General features: G+C 53.4%; 16 protein-coding genes. 2 read left to right on the top strand and 14 right to left on the bottom strand.

All coding sequences use genetic code 11. From position 1 onward, the window contains the following. Positions 1-157: 157 nt before the first annotated feature. Both dacB and AO726_RS01825 read left to right on the top strand, forming a co-directional pair. Positions 158-1,606 carry a D-alanyl-D-alanine carboxypeptidase/D-alanyl-D-alanine endopeptidase gene (gene dacB / locus AO726_RS01820; protein ID WP_058066335.1) on the top strand — a complete coding sequence of 483 codons (1,449 nt, stop codon included), beginning with the start codon at positions 158-160 and terminating at the stop codon, positions 1,604-1,606. Between the two features lie 45 nt (positions 1,607-1,651). After that, positions 1,652-1,903 carry a YheU family protein gene (locus tag AO726_RS01825; protein ID WP_058066336.1) on the top strand — a complete coding sequence of 84 codons (252 nt, stop codon included), beginning with the start codon at positions 1,652-1,654 and terminating at the stop codon, positions 1,901-1,903. A 57-nt stretch (positions 1,904-1,960) separates the two neighbouring features. Here the strand turns inward: AO726_RS01825 and AO726_RS01830 are convergent, their stop codons facing one another. The 14 genes from AO726_RS01830 to serC all read right to left on the bottom strand — a co-directional run bounded on the left by AO726_RS01830 (position 1,961) and on the right by serC (position 18,258). Continuing rightward, complete coding sequence (locus AO726_RS01830; RefSeq protein ID WP_058066337.1) at positions 1,961-2,767, bottom strand: SDR family oxidoreductase; 807 nt, start codon at positions 2,765-2,767, stop codon at positions 1,961-1,963. 173 nt (positions 2,768-2,940) lie between these two features. Beyond that, the gene (locus tag AO726_RS01835; RefSeq protein ID WP_058066338.1) at positions 2,941-3,255 is read right to left on the bottom strand and encodes a ComEA family DNA-binding protein; all 315 of its coding nucleotides are present in this window, start codon (positions 3,253-3,255) and stop codon (positions 2,941-2,943) included. 236 nt (positions 3,256-3,491) lie between these two features. Then, the gene (locus tag AO726_RS01840) at positions 3,492-5,489 is read right to left on the bottom strand and encodes a polysaccharide biosynthesis protein (RefSeq protein ID WP_058066339.1); all 1,998 of its coding nucleotides are present in this window, start codon (positions 5,487-5,489) and stop codon (positions 3,492-3,494) included. A 78-nt stretch (positions 5,490-5,567) separates the two neighbouring features. Further along, entirely contained in the window at positions 5,568-6,584 is a 1,017-nt protein-coding gene (locus tag AO726_RS01845) for an MraY family glycosyltransferase (RefSeq protein ID WP_058066340.1), read from the bottom strand. Positions 6,585-6,706: 122 nt separating this feature from the next. Then, the gene (rfbA, locus tag AO726_RS01850) at positions 6,707-7,588 is read right to left on the bottom strand and encodes a glucose-1-phosphate thymidylyltransferase RfbA (protein ID WP_058066341.1); all 882 of its coding nucleotides are present in this window, start codon (positions 7,586-7,588) and stop codon (positions 6,707-6,709) included. Further along, positions 7,585-8,478 carry a dTDP-4-dehydrorhamnose reductase gene (gene rfbD, locus AO726_RS01855; RefSeq protein ID WP_058066342.1) on the bottom strand — a complete coding sequence of 298 codons (894 nt, stop codon included), beginning with the start codon at positions 8,476-8,478 and terminating at the stop codon, positions 7,585-7,587. Before rfbD ends, rfbA begins: the two co-directional genes overlap by 4 nt. 2 nt (positions 8,479-8,480) lie before the next feature. Continuing rightward, the gene (gene rfbB / locus AO726_RS01860; protein WP_058066343.1) at positions 8,481-9,551 is read right to left on the bottom strand and encodes a dTDP-glucose 4,6-dehydratase; all 1,071 of its coding nucleotides are present in this window, start codon (positions 9,549-9,551) and stop codon (positions 8,481-8,483) included. Positions 9,552-9,681: 130 nt separating this feature from the next. Continuing rightward, on the bottom strand, positions 9,682-9,972 hold the full coding sequence (gene ihfB, locus AO726_RS01865) for an integration host factor subunit beta (RefSeq protein ID WP_058066344.1): 291 nt from the start codon (positions 9,970-9,972) through the stop codon (positions 9,682-9,684). A 152-nt stretch (positions 9,973-10,124) separates the two neighbouring features. After that, a complete protein-coding gene (gene rpsA, locus AO726_RS01870) occupies positions 10,125-11,810 on the bottom strand; it encodes a 30S ribosomal protein S1 (protein WP_058066345.1) in 1,686 nt (561 codons plus the stop codon). A 151-nt stretch (positions 11,811-11,961) separates the two neighbouring features. Beyond that, on the bottom strand, positions 11,962-12,648 hold the full coding sequence (cmk, locus tag AO726_RS01875; protein ID WP_058066346.1) for a (d)CMP kinase: 687 nt from the start codon (positions 12,646-12,648) through the stop codon (positions 11,962-11,964). Beyond that, positions 12,645-14,849 (bottom strand): bifunctional prephenate dehydrogenase/3-phosphoshikimate 1-carboxyvinyltransferase, encoded by a 2,205-nt coding sequence (locus tag AO726_RS01880; protein ID WP_058066347.1) that lies wholly within the window; start codon positions 14,847-14,849, stop codon positions 12,645-12,647. The genes cmk and AO726_RS01880 overlap by 4 nt, the downstream gene beginning before the upstream one ends. A gap of 47 nt (positions 14,850-14,896) precedes the next feature. Further along, positions 14,897-16,003: a histidinol-phosphate transaminase gene (gene hisC / locus AO726_RS01885; RefSeq protein WP_058066348.1), complete on the bottom strand. Its 1,107-nt coding sequence runs from the start codon at positions 16,001-16,003 to the stop codon at positions 14,897-14,899. 75 nt (positions 16,004-16,078) lie between these two features. Continuing rightward, a complete protein-coding gene (pheA, locus tag AO726_RS01890; RefSeq protein WP_058066349.1) occupies positions 16,079-17,173 on the bottom strand; it encodes a prephenate dehydratase in 1,095 nt (364 codons plus the stop codon). Then, positions 17,173-18,258, bottom strand: a complete 1,086-nt coding sequence (gene serC / locus AO726_RS01895; RefSeq protein WP_058067068.1) for a 3-phosphoserine/phosphohydroxythreonine transaminase — start codon at positions 18,256-18,258, stop codon at positions 17,173-17,175. Before serC ends, pheA begins: the two co-directional genes overlap by 1 nt. Positions 18,259-18,290: the final 32 nt, after the last annotated feature.

Genomic DNA, 18,290 nt, shown 5'->3' on the forward strand with positions numbered 1-18,290 from the left:
TTTATGGGGCGATGCGCTGAACGATCAGCAGCGAGTTTCCTGACCTGTGGCGCGATTTGCCCTGATCTGAACAGCGGATTCGGGCATAATCTACGGCGTTCATTCAGGCCGCCCGGCCATTGCTGCGCCTGCCTTTTCAGCTGGAGACGAGCTGCACATGATGAAAACACTTCGCCGACTGGCCCTTGCCAGTTTGCTTCTGCCTGTGTGCCTGCCCCTGGCCGCAGCTGAGAGCCCTCTCTCAAACAAAGTTCAACAAGCCCTCAAAGTAAACAAAATCAGCCCACAATCGCTGTCCATCGCCGTTATTCCGCTGGACGCCCCAGGCAATAGCGCGTTCTACAACGCCGACATTTCCGTCAACCCAGCCTCCACGATGAAGCTGGTCACCACCTTTGCCGCGCTGGAACTTCTAGGCCCAAACTACCAATGGAAAACCGAGTTCTATACCGATGGCACTCTGCGTAACGGTGTGCTTAACGGCAACCTCTACCTTAAAGGTGGCGGTGACCCAAAACTCAACATGGAGAAACTCTGGCTGCTGATGCGTGATCTGCGCGCCAATGGTGTACAACAGGTCAATGGCGACCTGATTCTGGATCGCAGCTATTTCGCTCAGCCGCTGCACCCGGAGTTCGATGACGACGGTGGCGACGCCTACAAACCATTCTTGGTTGCGCCTGACTCCCTTCTGGTCAACCTCAAGGCTTTGCGCTTTATCAGCCGTACTGAAGGCGGCAAGGTGTATGTGGCCGCCGAGCCGCCCATTGCCTCAATCCAGATCGACAATCAGGTCAAAGCCCTGCCAGCTGCCAAATGCCCGGGCTGGCCGGATGTCCGTTACAACCCGGTCTCAGACAGCAACGGCATCCGCGTTGTCGTCAGTGGACAGCTGGCTGAAGGTTGCAGCTCGCAAGCCTACATTGCCCTGCTCGACCACCCCGGCTACGCCGCTGGCGTTATCCGCAGTACTTGGCAGGAGCTGGGCGGCAGCATCAGTGGTCAGAATCGCCTGGGCGCGGTGCCCGACAAAGCACGTCTTCTGGCCCGCGCTTACTCGCCAGACCTCGCGGAGGTAATCCGCGACATCAACAAGTACAGCAACAACACCATGGCCAAGCAGCTGTTTCTCAGCATCGGAGCTCATTACCGCACCAGCAGCGACACCGATGACGGCAAAGCTGCTCAGCGGGTTATCCGCAGCTGGCTGGCACGCAAGGGCATCACTGCCTCGCATCTGGTGATGGAAAACGGCTCGGGCCTGTCCCGCGCAGAGCGCGTGAGTGCCCGTGAGCTGGCTCAGTTACTGCAAGCCGCGTGGAAGAGCCCCTACGCAGCCGAGTTCATGACCTCACTGCCCTTGGCCGGCATGGACGGCACTATGCGCCGCCGCCTGCAGAACAGCCCACTAAAGGGTGAGGCCCGCATCAAAACGGGTACCCTCAACAATGTTCGGGCAATCGCAGGCTACAGCCGGGACAGCAATGGCAAAACCTGGGCGGTGGTCAGCATTCTCAACGACCCGCGGCCATGGGGAGCATCATCGATTCTTGATCAGGTTCTGCTTGACCTGCATCGCCAGCCCAAGATCACAACCCAACGCTAGTCGTACCTGACGGCGTGCACGCGCGCCGTCAGTCAGGAGAACCCAGTGCTGATTCCCCATTATCTGCTTGAGGCTGAAACGCTCACCCGCTTGATTGAAGACTTCGTCACCCGGGAGGGCACTGACAACGGCGACGAAACCCCGCTGCATACCCGTACAGAACGGGTAAGACGGGCGCTCGAACGCCAAGAAGCCGTGATTGTCTTTGACCCAGAAAGCCAGCAGTGTCAGTTGGCCCTGAAACGGGATGTCCCGAAAGAATGGATTGAAGCTTTGAATCAGGCGCTCGACGAATAATCGCCCCTCCCCCGTCTGACCAAACGCATCGGCTGGTCAGTGAGTAGAGACATAGATTTACTTAGTGCGCGGCATCCGCATTTTGTCAGCCATTGCAGCCATCTCGTCATAGATCAACTGTGGGTTCTTCTGCTTCACCGCCCATGCCATCCGTCCCTGCTCATGGGGCAAAATCATGAACTGACCTTTGGCCACTTCCTGATAAATATAATCCGCAATGTCCGCAGCACTGATCGGCGAACCTTCCAGCAGCTTGCCAACCTGAGCCTTCATCTCCGGCTTAGGGCCACGGAAGGAGTCCAGCAGGTTGGTCTGGAAGAAAGAAGGACAGACCACGTGCACATCAATCTCCTGCATCTTCAACTCAGCCAAGAGGCTTTCAGAAAGCGCCACTACACCGGCTTTCGCCACATTGTAGTTACTCATTGCCGGCCCCTGCATCAGCGCTGCCATTGAAGCAATATTGATGATTGTCCCTTTACTCTCGACCAGCAAAGGCAGAAACGCCTTACAACCCTTAACTACGCCCATCAGATTGATTGCGATCTGCCAATCCCAATCTTCCAAAGAGAGCTCATTAAAGAATCCGCCAGATGCCACACCCGCGTTGTTAACGATGACATCAATACCACCGAGCTTCTCTTCGCACGCTTGAGCGAATGCAGTCAGCTGACTGAAGTCCCTTACGTCACAGCGCTGAGTAAAACCATCACCACCGGCTTCGCGCACCATCTTGAGGGTTTCAGCGACCCCCACGTCATTCACATCCGACAACGCCAGCTGCCAACCTTCACGCGCCCAACGCAACGCGATTTCACGCCCCAAGCCTGATCCTGCACCGGTGATCATCATGCGATTTTGCATAACGAGATCCTTTGATGGTTATTGTTCAGCGCATTCTAGCCAAGCCACCTAATAATCCATTCACCATCAAGGTGCTGAATACAGACTCCAAAAGTTGCTCGAACATCCTGTTCAAGCTTGTCCCTCGTGATTACATAAAGAAAGAGGCCGGTCTTAGCCGGCCTCTTGCTGCATTATTTGACGGACAACTTGTCCCGATTCTTCTCAAAAAGCCCTTCGCCAATTCCCTTCACTTCAAGCAGCTCATCAACCGAAGCAAAACTGCCATGCTGCTCACGATAGCTGACGATTGCCTGCGCCTTGACAGCCCCTACACCAGATAACTCGCGCTGGAGGGTATCAGCGTCCGCTGTATTGAGATTAACCAGAACTGATGCAGATGATGGAGAAGATAAGCCCGGCTCACCTGCTTTAATAGTCTCAGCAGCACCCACCACAGACACTGAGGCACACAAGGCAAAAGCCAGAATCGCTAAAATATTTTTCATGGAAGAGTCCTTTCGTATTTTATGAGTTATGAGCAGAGCGCCCACACTCTGGACCCTAAACGACTGCCAAAAGGAGTCAAAAATGCAATTGATCTAATGCCAATAGATTCACAGCTACGCCTCTGAATCTGGATATTACGCAGCACAGACCACACGCTAGGGCTTTTAAGAGTAATCCGCTCATGACTCGGCAAGCACCTTGCTGACCACCCAACAGCAGTGCTAACAATTCGTCCTCACTCTAGGGTGACGTGCTTCTGCTTATAGGCCCAATCGACAATGCTCTGTTCCGGGCAATACCCCGTTACCAGCTCGGTTAGCAGCTGGCGAAGGCGCACAAAGTCATCCTCATCCACCGCATCCAACAACTCAGACAAACGTGCCTTAAACAATGGCCAAGCCAGATACTCTTCATTGGCCTTCATGATCATCGGATGGTCAGTCTCGGCGACCCCCTCACCAATCAACAACTCCTCATAGAGTTTCTCGCCGGGGCGCAGGCCACTGAACTCAATGGCAATATCACCATGCGGGTTGGTCTCTGAGCGGACACTAAATCCCGAGTACTGAATCATCTTCTCAGCTAGATCGACGATTTTGATCGGGTCACCCATGTCTAACACAAACACGTCGCCCCCTACTCCCATAGCCCCGGCCTGAATCACCAATTGAGCAGCTTCAGGAATGGTCATGAAATAACGGGTAATGTCTGGGTGGGTCACAGTAACCGGGCCACCGGCTTTGATTTGCTCCCGGAACAATGGGATCACAGACCCCGAAGAGCCCAATACATTGCCGAAGCGGACCATGGTAAAGCGCGTTTTGTTGACATGGGAGATGTTGCTGGAATCGCCAAATAACGTCGGCGCAGACTCACTACTCAACGCCTGCAAAACCATCTCAGCCAGACGCTTGGTGCTACCCATGATATTGGTTGGCCGTACCGCCTTATCGGTCGAAATCAGTACAAAATTCGACACGCCTGCACACAGAGCAGCCTGCGCGGTATATAGCGTACCTAGAACATTGTTGTACACGCCTTCAGCAATGTTGTGCTCAACCAGCGGAACCTGCTTATAGGCCGCAGCGTGGTACAGCGTCTGCACCTTCCAGCTGCTCATCACATCCAACAGCTTCCTGGCGTTGCTGACAGAGCCCAGTATGGGCACCAGCTTTATAGACATAGCAGAGCATTCAACTTTTGCCTGCAACTCCTTGTGAATGCTGTAGAGGTTGAACTCACTGTGCTCGTACAAGATGACTACCAGCGGCTTCAAGGCAATAATCTGCCGACACAACTCAGAGCCAATTGAGCCACCAGCCCCCGTAACCATAACCACTTTGTCGCTTACACAACCACGCAATAAGTGGGGATCGGCCGGCACCGGATCACGTCCTAACAGATCTGCAATATCTACTTCGCGAATGTCCTCAACCTTAACTTTGCCGCTGGCAAGGTCAGCAAAGTTTGGAACACTCCTTACATGAATTGGGAAATGCTCCAGCAGCGTCAGGATTTCCCGTCGACGACTACGGGAGATTGACGGTAACGCCAGCAAAACTTCCTGTGCGCCGGTCTTATCAATCATGGCCTGGATATAGGCCGGACTATACACGTGCAAACCCGCGATCGAACGATTGGCAATACTGACGTCGTCGTCAATAAAAGCTACCGGCCGCATATGACGCCCCATCCGCAGCGCAGCAACCAATTGGTTCCCGGCTACACCTGCTCCATAAACAGCAACACGGCGCTCATGTGGTGAAATGCTAGACAGGACGTTATAGGGCGAAGCAGTAAACCAATCCCCCATAAAATACTGCCGCATGCACAAGCGCAGGCCACCAATAATTACCAAAGCCAAAAACCAGTAATTGAAAATCACAGTTCGGGGAATCGTCTGCGCATGCACGCCTAAGAAGTAGGAAACACCTGCCAGCACAAGAGATGAAAGAGTCACTGCCTTGATGATTGCAATCAAGGCATCGTTGCCGAAATAGCGCATAACCGCGCGATACATACCCATCCTAATAAATACAGGTATCGATACAACAGGAGCCAGAATAAATAACCAGGTGTACTTCTCGAACGGCCCCCAAATATCAGAAACACCTAGTCGGACCAGGAATGCCAGCCATAGGGCGCTCCAGACCAGTAGAATATCCGTCACTACCTGAAGCAGACGCTTTCGGCTTTTGGGCATTGCTAACAGCCAGGCTCTGGCTCTATCCATCTTCACCCATCCTGAACCACAAATAGATAACGGCAATATTGAGTAATTCCAGCGACCCTGCGCATGTTCCTCGCTAGTTCAAATAGGGTTATGCCTTGTACCCGCTCCGAAGTAAAAAGCCAAAACACCAAGCGGTATGAACGCTAAAAACAAACCAGTTATAACCGATAAGTACTCCGTAGCGACCAACATGCTGATGGGCAACAAAAACAAAAAGTTAATACACGCTACCGAGATAGTCACACGCTTATGGCCATATCGATTAGCAGCATGCTGATAAGCATGTGATCTATGCGCTTGATACACTCGCTCCCCGCGAATAAACCGGCGCGCTAACGTAAGCGTGGCATCGACAATAAATACACCCAGCATTATTGCCCAGCAAAACATAAGATCAGGCTTATGCCAACCGGCGTTTATCGCCAAGAGTCCAAGACATAAACCCAGAAAGCCGCTGCCAACATCCCCCATAAATATTCTCGCTGGCGGGAAGTTCAGGATCAGAAAACCAGTGACAGCGGCGGCCAGCAATAGAGGTACAGCAATAAGATGTTCGAAACCAAACAGCCCGTAGATTAGGCACATGGCTACGCAACAGCAGATGGCCTCTATAGCCGCAAGACCATCGATACCATCCATAAAATTATAAAGATTCAGCAGCCATACCAAGCTGGTAAGCCCCAGCAGCCATGACAACAGCTGAGGTTCAACAACAAAACCTGCCAATGTGAAAGATGGAAGGCCATTCAGCCAATACAGGCCGACCCCGGCTCCTAGAAAGTGGGCAAGCAACCGCCATCTTGCGGGGATCGACGCATGATCATCAGCAAAACCTATCAACGCGACGACTCCACAACCACCAGCCAAACTGATAGCAAGTGACGACTGCGCTGTTCCAAGCAAATAAAGAAGTACTACAGCTGAGATAAACGCCAAGACAAAGCCCACCCCTCCACCGCGGGGAGTCGGTATAGCATGGGAGCTTCGGGCGTTTGGAATATCCAGGATGTGTCTGGATAATGCGTACTTGAGAGATCGCTGGGTCAGAAACCAGGAAAGCAGAAATACTGGGACCGCGAGCCATGAAAATGACATCAGCTATACAGCTCCAAACTAAGATTTTTATAGTTATACAAGACTAAACTATGGAGCCAACTAGTTACCCAGCCTGACCGCCCTTCAGTTGCCCCATATGGCAACTGAAGGATATTTAATCATCAGCCCTCCAAAAGCTTCAAAAGATACTGACCATAGCCAGTCTTTTTCAGATCGTTAGCCTGAACCAGCAGTTGCTCGGCATCTATCCAGCCATTGCTAAACGCAATCTCCTCTAAGCAAGCGACTTTCAAGCCTTGGCGTTTTTCAATGGTATTCACAAAATGGCTGGCCTCAAGCAATGAGTCATGAGTTCCGGTATCCAACCAAGCAAAACCACGACCTAGCAGCTCGACATTCAGTGAATCTTGTTCCAGGTACACACGGTTGACGTCCGTGATTTCAAGCTCGCCTCTTGCAGAAGGCTTAATATTCTTAGCAATATCAACAACCTGATTGTCGTAGAAGTACAAACCTGTCACAGCGTAGTTAGATTTAGGCTTTAGCGGCTTTTCTTCGATACTCAGTGCCCTTCCGGCTTGGTCGAATTCGACTACGCCAAATCGCTCCGGATCAGACACGTGATAACCAAACACCGTCGCCCCTTGAGTTTTCGCGTTAGCCGAGTGCAAGTAATCGCTGAAGTGCTGGCCGTAAAAAATATTGTCCCCCAGAATCAAACTGCAGGGATCATTGCCAATGAACTGTTCCCCAATCAGAAATGCTTGAGCCAAACCGTCAGGGCTGGGCTGTTCTGCATAACTCAGTTGAATCCCAAATTGGCTACCATCTCCGAGGAGACGGCGAAAGCCAGGGAGATCATCAGGTGTACTGATAACCAAGACCTCACGGATACCGGCCAACATCAGTACAGAAAGCGGATAATAGATCATTGGCTTGTCGTAAATCGGCAGCATCTGCTTGGACACACCAAGGGTCAGAGGGTGCAGACGAGTTCCAGAGCCGCCAGCCAGGATTATTCCCTTTCGGTTCAATGAATTCATTTATTGAGTACTTCCATTAACATACGTCTAACGCCAACTTTCCAGTCAGGCAAATAAATGGAAAATGCGTCCTGTAATTTATTTGTATTGAGGCGTGAGTTTTTAGGGCGGGCTGCAGGTGTTGGAAATTCCTCACTGCATATTGGCTGAACTGTTTCAACTCGCAGCGGCAATCCCAGTTCGCGTGCAATCGAAAAAGCGTACTCCGCATAACCATGCCACGAAGTTTCGCCCGATGCGGCCAGATGATAGATCCCTGAGTATTCCGGTCGTGCAACAGCAGCTTTAATAGCTTGGGCCGTAACGTCTGCGATTAACTCCGCACCAGTTGGAGCCCCAACCTGATCCGCCACAACACTTAAAGATTCCCGCTCGCCAGCCAGGCGCAACATGGTCTTAGCGAAGTTATTACCCCGCGCACCATAAACCCAGCTAGTACGAAAAATCAGGTGGTTGCATTTACTAGCAGTTATCGCCTGCTCTCCAGCCAACTTGGTCACACCATATTGGTTCAATGGTCCCGTGTCAGCAGACTCAGTCCAAGGCTTGTCGCCCTCTCCATTGAAAACATAATCAGTCGAGTAGTGGACCAATAATGTTCCAAGAGAAGCTGCTTCTTCAGCAAGCAATTGACATGCTATTGAATTGACTTGGTATGCGCGCTCAGGCTCCGTTTCTGCCTTATCAACTGCGGTATAGGCAGCGGCATTAACGATGACGTCAGGTTTGAGCAATCGAATTGTTTTGCGAAGCGCTTCCGCGTTAGCTAAATCACCGCAAAGCGCACCCTCGTAATTTCGGTCCAGCGCGATTAACTCACCCAGAACCATTAACGAGCGCTGGAGTTCCCAACCGACCTGGCCGTTTTTTCCCAGCAATAGAATCCTCACGGTTACGTCTCACGTTGCGAATATTGCTGCTCGAACCAATTCTGATAGCTGCCACTTTTAACATGGGCTACCCACTCTGTGTTGGCCAAATACCACTCGACAGTCTTACGTATCCCCGTTTCAAATGTCTCCTCAGGCGTCCAACCTAACTCGCGCTGAATCTTGCTCGCATCAATAGCGTAACGCATGTCATGCCCCGGACGATCCTGAACATAAGTAATCAGCTGTGCGTGTGGACGATGAGGTGAATCAGGCAGCAACTCATCCAGCAAGGAACATAGCGTATTAACAACCTCTATATTCTGCTTCTCGTTGTGCCCTCCGATGTTATACGTCTCACCGACAACACCTTCGGTCACAACCTTATATAAAGCTCGGGCGTGATCTTCAACATACAACCAGTCACGAATCTGATTACCCTTCCCGTAAACAGGCAAAGGCTTTCCCTCAACCGCATTGAGAATCATCAGGGGAATCAGTTTCTCAGGGAAATGATAGGGCCCATAATTATTCGAGCAGTTAGTAACAAGAACTGGCAACCCGTAGGTTCGGGCCCAAGCACGAACCAGATGGTCAGAGCTGGCCTTGCTAGCTGAATAAGGAGAACTAGGCTGGTACGGAGTCGTTTCGGTAAAAAGGTCTTCGGGACCTTCCAGGTCTCCGTAGACTTCATCCGTTGAAATATGGTGGAAGCGAAACGCAGCCTTACGCGCCTCATCCAAACTCATCCAATACTGGCGAGCGGCTTCGAGGAGAACATATGTGCCGACTATATTGGTCTGGATAAACTCAGAAGGCCCAGAAATGGATCGGTCAACATGGGACTCTGCTGCCAAGTGCATAATCACATCAGGCTGGTGAGACTGAATAACTCGCTCAACTTCTTCGCGATCACAGATATCGACTTTTTCAAACCTGTATCGCGAACTGCTCGAAACAGATGACAGCGACTCAAGATTTCCAGCATATGTCAATTTATCTACGTTGACGACCTCATCACCCGTATTATTGATTATATGCCGCACCACTGCCGAGCCAATAAAGCCGGCACCACCTGTCACCAGAACCTTCACAAAAGTACCTTTGAATACCCAAACCAGCTACGAAAAACAGATAAGAAAATTATACGTCTTACCTGAAAGAAGAAAGGCTCACCCATTAGAGGGCAGCTTAAAGAGATCAACGCCCATTAGGAGAACCTAATCAGGCATCTTCTTCCTCATTAACCCGATCACGTAATTCCTTACCAGGTTTAAAGTGAGGAACGTATTTCCCATCTAGCCGTACCGAGTCTCCGGTCTTAGGATTTCGACCGATGCGGGGAGCTCGATAGTGCAGTGAAAAACTTCCAAATCCGCGGATTTCGATACGATCGCCTGTCGAAAGTGCCTGAGACATTTGCTCAAGCATGGTCTTGATTGCCAACTCGACATCTTTAGACGAGAGCTGTCCCTGTTGGGAGACTATGCGCTCGATCAACTCCGACTTGGTCATGATTTTCCCTTCTTTTTCAAGCGGCTAGATCACTGGATAGGGTGTTTTTAGCATGCCTGATCGGATTTGAACAGCCTATAAAACAATGTGTTATAAAATTTCAAGCACAAAAAAGGGCGACCGAAGTCGCCCTTTTTCTGGATAACCTGAACTTAGTTCTGGTTTTCCATTTGCGCACGGATCAGATCACCAATGGTGGTCGGACCAGCAGTTTCAACTTCCTGCTTACGCATTTCTTTGATTGCTTCTTTCTCGTCTTCAACGTCTTTCGACTTGATCGACAAGCTGATTACGCGGCTCTTACGATCAACGCTGATGATCTTGGCTTCAACTTCTTCGCCTTCTTTCAGTACGTTGCGAGCGTCTTCAACGCGATCACGGCTGATTTCAGAGGCCTTCAGAGTAGCTTCGATGCCATCAGCCAGAGTGATTACAGCACCCTTAGCGTCAACTTCTTTAACAGTACCGCGAACGATAGTGCCTTTGTCGTTAACAGCAACGTAGTCGGAGAACGGGTCTTCTTCCAGTTGCTTGATACCCAGGGAGATGCGCTCACGCTCTGGATCTACGGACAGGATAACGGTTTCCAGCTCATCGCCTTTCTTGAAGCGACGTACAGCTTCTTCGCCTACTTCGTTCCAGGAGATGTCGGACAGGTGAACGAGGCCGTCGATGCCGCCATCCAGACCAATGAAGATACCGAAATCGGTGATCGACTTGATGGTACCGGAGATCTTGTCACCCTTGTTGAACTGGCCGGAGAAGTCTTCCCACGGGTTGGTTTTGCACTGCTTGATACCCAGGGAGATACGACGACGCTCTTCGTCGATATCCAGAACCATAACTTCCACTTCGTCACCAACGTTAACAACTTTGGACGGGTGGATGTTCTTGTTGGTCCAATCCATTTCGGATACGTGCACCAGACCTTCCACGCCTTCTTCCAGCTCTGCGAAGCAGCCGTAGTCGGTCAGGTTGGTTACGCGTGCAGTAACGCGGGTGTTCTCCGGGTAACGTGCCTTGATAGCAACCCATGGGTCTTCACCCAGTTGCTTGAGGCCCAGGGAAACACGATTGCGCTCGCGATCGTACTTGAGGATTTTAACGTCGATTTCGTCACCAACGTTGACGATCTCGGAAGGATGCTTGATGCGCTTCCAAGCCATGTCGGTGATGTGCAGCAGGCCGTCGACGCCACCCAGATCCACGAACGCGCCGTAGTCGGTGAGGTTCTTGACGATACCTTTGACTTGCTGACCTTCCTGCAGGGATTCCAGCAGAGCTTCGCGCTCGGCGCTGTTCTCGGCTTCCAGAACGCTGCGGCGGGAAACGACAACGTTGTTGCGCTTCTGGTCCAGCTTGATAACTTTGAACTCGAGTTCTTTGCCTTCCAGGTGAGTGGTATCACGCACTGGACGGACATCAACCAGGGAACCTGGCAGGAACGCACGGATGCCGTTAACGTCGACAGTGAAGCCGCCTTTAACCTTACCGTTGATAACGCCCTTGACCACTTCCTCAGCGGCGAAAGCTGCTTCCAGAACAATCCAGCACTCGGCACGTTTGGCTTTTTCACGGGACAGTTTGGTTTCACCGAAACCATCTTCAACCGCGTCCAGAGCAACGTGAACTTCGTCACCGACATTGATAGTCAACTCGCCAGCTTCGTTCTGGAACTGCTCCAGAGGAATCAGGCCTTCGGACTTCAGACCAGCGTGAACAGTTACCCAACCAGCTTGGTAATCGATGTCCACGATGATAGCGGTGATGATCGAGCCTGCCTGAAGGTTCAGGGTTTGTAGGCTTTCTTCAAACAGTTCAGCAAAGCTTTCGCTCATTTTAATTCCTGTAAATTTAGGGCAGGGAATCCGCCCAAACCACACTCCAGACAATGTGGGTACGTTCATATTAAAAGAGACAAAAGGGTCTGGGACTGGGCACCCAAGCGTCTCCCTTTGAGCAAATCAACTTAAGGCAGTTGACGCTCGGTCATTCCACGATGTCGCGCGTTGCGGCCTCGTGAAGAATTCGTTCAAGCACTTGCTCAATAGTCAATTCAGTGGAATCCAGCACAATTGCGTCAGCTGCTGGCTTGAGCGGCGCTACCGCACGCTGGCTATCGCGCTCATCGCGCGCCTGAATCTCTTCGAGAAGACTCGCGAGATTAACATCATCGCCCTTTGCCTTCAACTGCAAGTAACGACGACGCGCACGTTCTTCTGCACTGGCTGTAAGGAATATCTTCAGGGGCGCGCCCGGGAAGACCACCGTCCCCATGTCGCGGCCATCGGCAACAAGCCCCGGCAATTCCTGAAAAGCCTGCTGCCTCTGCAATAGCGCTTCACGCACGGCGGGAAGGGAAGCGACCTGTGAAGCACTGGCCCCAACTTGCTCATTGCGGATCAGGCCGGTTACCTCCTCCCCCTCAAGGATGATGCGCTGCTCCTGGCCACCATCAGCAGCAATAAACTGCACGTCCAGATGAGCAGCGAGCAGCTTCATAGCCTCTTCGTTAGTCAGATCGATACGGCGATTTCCTGCTGCAAACGCCAGCAGACGGTACAGGGCGCCGGAGTCAAGAAGGTTCCAGCCGAGTTTTCGTGCGAGCAAACCGGCAATAGTGCCCTTGCCTGATCCACTCGGGCCGTCAATAGTGATGACTGGCGCAACAATCATGCCTTACCCTCTTCAGCCACCCGGATGCCCACCTGCGCAGACAGCGCCAGGAAGTTCGGGAACGATGTCGCGACATTGGCGCAGTCATGAATACGGATTGGCGCAGTCGCGCGCAACGAGGCGACACTGAACGACATGGCAATGCGATGATCGCCATGAGCCCAGACCTCACCACCACCGATGCTGCCTCCTTCAATGATAATACCGTCCGGTGTCGGCTCCGCCTTAACCCCCAAGGCGATCAGACCATCGGCCATCACCTGGATGCGGTCCGACTCCTTGACCCGCAGCTCGGCGGCGCCACGCAGAACGGTACGCCCCTCGGCCACAGCAGCCGCGACAAACAGTACCGGGAACTCATCGATTGCCAGCGGGACCAGATCTTCAGGGATATCAATCCCCTTCAGTTTGGCACTACGCACACGAATGTCAGCCACCGGCTCGCCACCGACCTCGCGCTGATTTTCCAGGGTAATGTCCCCGCCCATCAGCTTGAGGATGTCGATAATGCCGGTGCGCGTTGGGTTGATGCCTACATGCTCCAGCACCAGCTCCGAGTTTTCGGCGATGCTGGCAGCCACCAAAAAGAATGCGGCTGAGGAAATATCCGCCGGCACTTCAATATGGGTCGCACTCAGCTTGTGACCAGACTCAACACTAGCAGTGCTGCCGTTAACATCGACCGGGTAGCCGAAACCACGCAGCATACGCTCGGTATGGTCGCGGGTTGGCGCAGGCTCAGTGACCGCAGTACGGCCAGCGGCATACAGACCCGCCAACAGCAGGCAGGACTTAACTTGAGCGCTAGCCATCGGCATGTCGTATTCCATACCAGTCAGGCGCTGGCCGCCCCTGATGGTCAGCGGCGGACGCCCTTCAGGCCCAGTCTCGATTACCGCACCCATTTCACGCAGCGGCTTGGCTACACGATTCATCGGGCGCTTGGACAGCGAGGCATCGCCGGTCAGCGTGGTATCGAACGGCTGTGCTGCCAGCAAGCCCGAGAGCAGGCGCATGGAGGTACCGGAGTTGCCCATATACAGCGGGCCTGCCGGCGCTTTCAGACCATTCAGGCCAACACCGTGAATGGTCACACGGCCGTGATGCGGCCCCTCAATTACCACCCCCATATCGCGGAATGCCTGCAATGTAGCCAGCGCATCCTCACCCTCAAGGAAACCTTCTACATGGGTAACGCCTTCGGCCAGCGAACCCAGCATGATGGAACGGTGAGAAATGGATTTATCACCCGGCACACGGATGCGACCGGATACAGAGCCACCAGGATTTGCCAGAAAAATCAGATCATTCGCGTGCATAGCGTCCACATAAGCCCGACGGGCCAGAATTTTGCCGAAATGCTCACGGGCAACCCGGGCGCGGGTAAAGACGCCCAGCAGTTGATGCCCATCCCCTGCTTCAACCGCGTCGCGCAATGCGTCGAGGTCGTCGCGAAATACATCCAGTGTGCGCAGCACAGCCTCACGATTAGCGAGAAAAATGTCGTGCCACATCACCGGATCACTGCCGGCGATTCGTGTGAAATCACGAAAGCCACCGGCTGCGTAACGAAAAATCTCAAGGTTCTCACTGCGCTTGGCCAGCGAGTCGACCAAAGTAAAGGCCAGCAAATGTGGCAAATGACTGGTCGCTGCCAGCACCTCATCGTGGTGCTCGACATCCATGTGCTCGACATCTGCACCCAGCGCACGCCACAAGCCATCAACCAGCTGCAATGCCGACTCATCACTGAACTCCCCTGGAGTGAGGATGACCTTATGGCGACGGAACAGCTGGGCATTGGCCGCCTCGACACCGCTCTGCTCGGAACCGGCAATCGGGTGACCGGGTACAAAGCGTACAGACTTGCCGACAAATGAACGGCGCGCTGCCCGAACGACATTACCCTTGGCACTGCCCACATCCGTCAGCACGGCATCGCCTAAGTCCAGATTAACCAGCTCAGCCAGCAGTCTTTCCATCGCCAGAATCGGCACAGCCAACTGGATGACATCCGCCCCCTGACAAGCCAGAGCCAGGTCAGTTTCGCAGCGATCAACCACACCCAACTCAACGGCTAGGCGACGCGACTCGGCATCCAGATCAACCCCTACAACCTCGCGAAACAGCCCCTGCTCGCGCAGCCCTTTGGCAAACGAACCACCAATCAACCCCAGACCGACCACCACAAGGCGGCCCATCTTAGGGACAACAGGTTGCACCTGAGTTACAGCCGCCTGCGATCCACTCACGCGCTCAACACCTTGGCCAACGCCTCAAGGAAGCGAGCATTCTCTGCAGGCAAGCCAATCGAAACACGCAGGAAGTTCGGCATGCCGTAACCGGCAACCGGGCGCACGATCACACCTTCGCGCAGCAGCGCCTGATTGATCGCAGCGGTATCACGACCAAAGTCCACGGCAATGAAATTGCCCTTCGACGGAATCCAGCTCAGCCCCAGCTCACGCAGCCCGGCTTCAAGCTGAGCCATACCGGCATCGTTCAGCTCACGGCTCTTCTGCATGTACTCAACGTCATCCAACGCCGCGCATGCAGCAGCCAGCGCCAGGCTGTTTACATTGAAAGGCTGACGCACACGATTGAGCACGTCAGCAATCTGCGCCGAGCTCAGTGCGTAGCCGACACGCAGCGAAGCCAGGCCATAGGCTTTGGAAAATGTGCGAGAAACCAGCAGGTTTTCGTAACGCGCCAAATACTTGAGACCATCCGGTAACTCATCGCCTTCAGCAAATTCGATATAGGCCTCATCCAATACCACCAATACGTCTTTAGGTACTTTAGAGAGGAATATCTCCAGCGCTTCAGGACCAAACCAGGTACCGGTCGGGTTATTCGGGTTGGCAATAAATACGACACGGGTGTTCGCGTCGATTGCCGTCAGCATGGCCTCAAGATCATGACCATAGTCTTTAGCCGGAACCACTTTGGCCTCGGCACCAACAGCCTGGGTTGCGATTGGATAGACCGCAAAGGCGTACTGACTGAAGACTGCATTAACGCCAGGTGCCAGGTAAGCACGGGCAACCAGATCAAGAATATCGTTGGAGCCATTGCCCAGCGTGACCTGATCAATCGCTACCCCACAACGGGCAGCCAGACGACTTTTCAGCTCAAAGCCGTTGCCATCCGGGTAGCGGGTCAGTTCGGCCAGTTCGGACCGAATTGCCTCCAGCACCTTCGGGCTTGGGCCCAGCGGGTTTTCATTGCTGGCCAGCTTGACGATCCCGGCAGGATCAAGATTCAGCTCTCGGGCCAACTCATCAACTGGCTTACCTGGCACATAAGGGGACAGTTGCTGCACGCCCGGCTGAGCCAGGGCAAGAAAATCAGTCATTGCAAAGCCTCACGCATAGCTTGCAGCTTTCATGCGCTCCGGCAATACAGAGCACATGAAAGCTGGTGGAGCAATTTAAAGAACCGCTTTCGGGTATGAGCCCAGCACCTTCACGGCCACGGCTTCATGATTGATCTTTTCCAGGACATCCTTGATTAGCGGATCACGGTGATGGCCGACAAAATCAATGAAGAACACATAGGTCCACTTACCACTGCGCGAAGGACGCGTTTCGATACGAGTCAGGTCGATGCCATTGTTATGGAATGGCACCAGCAGCTCATGCAGAGCACCAGGCTTGTTGCGCATGGAAATGATCACCGAAGTCTTATCATCCCCTGTCGGCGGCACTTCCTGATTACCGATAATGAGGAAGCGCGTGGAGTTGTCCGGGCGGTCCTCAATTTTCTCGGCCAGTTTGCTCAGGTCATAGAGCTTAGCCGCCATATCACCGGCGATCGCCGCACTGTTCCATTCGCTTTTGACACGCTTGGCGGCATCGGCATTGCTGGAAACCGCCACACGCTCCACATTCGGATAGTGCGCATCCAGCCACTTGCGGCACTGAGCCAAGGACTGTGCGTGGGAGTATATACGGGTGATTTTGTCGGTCTTAGTGTTCTCGCCCACCAGCAGGTGATGGTGAATGCGCAACTCAACCTCACCACAGATCACCAGATCATGCTCAAGGAAGCTGTCGAGGGTGTGGTTGATCGCACCTTCGGTAGAGTTCTCAACCGGTACCACACCGAAGTTGACCGCACCGGCTGCCACCTCACGGAACACCTCATCAATGGCCGCCATCGGCACACTAATCACTGCATGTCCAAAGTGCTTCATTGCGGCAGCCTGGGAGAACGTACCCTCAGGACCGAGATATGCCACACGCAGCGGATTTTCCAGAGCCAGGCAGGAAGACATGATTTCGCGGAATAACCGCGCCATTTCCTCGTTACCCAAAGGCCCCTTGTTGCGCTCCATGATGCGTTTAAGCACCTGAGCCTCGCGCTCCGGACGGTAAAAGACCGGCTTTTCACCTTCTGCCAGCTCTTTCATCTTGACGCGCGCCACCTCTTCAGCACAGCGGGCGCGATCACTAATCAGCTCGAGAATCTTTTCATCAAGATTGTCGATACGCAGACGCAATGCCTGCAGCTCCTGCTCAGACATCAGCCGTGCTCCTTCTCGAACTCGGCCATGTAGGCAACCAGCGCCTCGACTGCATCCAGACCCACAGCGTTATAAATGGAGGCACGCATGCCGCCAACGGAGCGGTGACCTTTCAGGTTCAACAGACCGCGCGCATCGGCCCCCAACAAGAACGGCTTATCCAGACGCTCATCAGCCAGGCGGAAAGGCACGTTCATCCACGAACGAGCATTGACGCTGATCGGGTTGCTGTAGAAGTCACTGCTGTCGATAGCTTTGTACAGCAGGTCTTTCTTAGCACGGTTCAGCTTCTCCATCGCCTCAACACCGCCCTGCTCCTTCAGCCACTCAAAGACCAAGCCAGACAGGTACCAAGCAAAAGTCGACGGGGTGTTGTACATGGAGCCGTTATCGGCAGCAATTTTGTAGTTGAGCATGGTCGGGCAAATACTGCGGGCGCGGCCGAGCAGGTCCTCGCGGACAATCACCACAACCAGGCCGCTCGGGCCGATATTCTTCTGCGCACCGGCATAGATCAGGCCGTAGCGGGACACATCCACTGGGCGGGACAGAATATCGGAAGACATATCTGTCACCAGCGGCACGTCGCCCACCTCTGGAATCCAGTCGAACTGCAGACCACCAATGGTTTCATTGCTGGCGTAGTGCAGGTAAGCAGCGTCCTTAGACAGCTTCCACTCGTTCTGCCCCGGAATGGCGAAGTAGTCGTATGCCTTAGCGCTGGCGGCGACATTTACATTGCCGAAGCGGCTGGCTTCTTCAATGCTCTTTTTCGACCAGATACCGGTGTCGATGTAATCAGCAACACCGTCTTCAGGCAGCAGGTTCAGCGGAATCTCAGCAAACTGCTGGCTCGCGCCACCCTGCAGGAACAACACCTTGTAGTTGTTCGGAATCGCCATCAGGTCGCGCAGGTCTTGCTCGGCCTTGGCTGCAATCGCCGTGTACTCGTCACTGCGGTGGCTCATTTCCATGACTGACAGACCTTTACCCTGCCAATCCAGGAGTTCAGCCTGGGCGCGTTGCAACACTGCTTCAGGAAGCGCGGCCGGGCCGGCGCAGAAGTTAAAGGCTCGCTTGCTCACATCCACTCTCGCTCAAAAATAGGGCGGCCGTG

The sequence above is a fragment of the Pseudomonas sp. TTU2014-080ASC genome (genome assembly GCF_001446935.1).
Classification (GTDB): domain Bacteria; phylum Pseudomonadota; class Gammaproteobacteria; order Pseudomonadales; family Pseudomonadaceae; genus Aquipseudomonas.

Coding starts and splice junctions, on each gene's coding strand:
- dacB (WP_058066335.1), top strand. CDS start 158: ATGATGAAAACACTTCGCCGACTGGCCCTTGCCAGTTTGCTTCTGCCT.
- AO726_RS01830 (WP_058066337.1), bottom strand. CDS start 2,767: ATGCAAAATCGCATGATGATCACCGGTGCAGGATCAGGCTTGGGGCGT.
- AO726_RS01835 (WP_058066338.1), bottom strand. CDS start 3,255: ATGAAAAATATTTTAGCGATTCTGGCTTTTGCCTTGTGTGCCTCAGTG.
- AO726_RS01840 (WP_058066339.1), bottom strand. CDS start 5,489: ATGGATAGAGCCAGAGCCTGGCTGTTAGCAATGCCCAAAAGCCGAAAG.
- AO726_RS01845 (WP_058066340.1), bottom strand. CDS start 6,584: ATGTCATTTTCATGGCTCGCGGTCCCAGTATTTCTGCTTTCCTGGTTT.
- rfbA (WP_058066341.1), bottom strand. CDS start 7,588: ATGAATTCATTGAACCGAAAGGGAATAATCCTGGCTGGCGGCTCTGGA.
- ihfB (WP_058066344.1), bottom strand. CDS start 9,972: ATGACCAAGTCGGAGTTGATCGAGCGCATAGTCTCCCAACAGGGACAG.
- rpsA (WP_058066345.1), bottom strand. CDS start 11,810: ATGAGCGAAAGCTTTGCTGAACTGTTTGAAGAAAGCCTACAAACCCTG.
- cmk (WP_058066346.1), bottom strand. CDS start 12,648: ATGATTGTTGCGCCAGTCATCACTATTGACGGCCCGAGTGGATCAGGC.
- AO726_RS01880 (WP_058066347.1), bottom strand. CDS start 14,849: ATGGGCCGCCTTGTGGTGGTCGGTCTGGGGTTGATTGGTGGTTCGTTT.
- hisC (WP_058066348.1), bottom strand. CDS start 16,003: ATGACTGATTTTCTTGCCCTGGCTCAGCCGGGCGTGCAGCAACTGTCC.
- pheA (WP_058066349.1), bottom strand. CDS start 17,173: ATGTCTGAGCAGGAGCTGCAGGCATTGCGTCTGCGTATCGACAATCTT.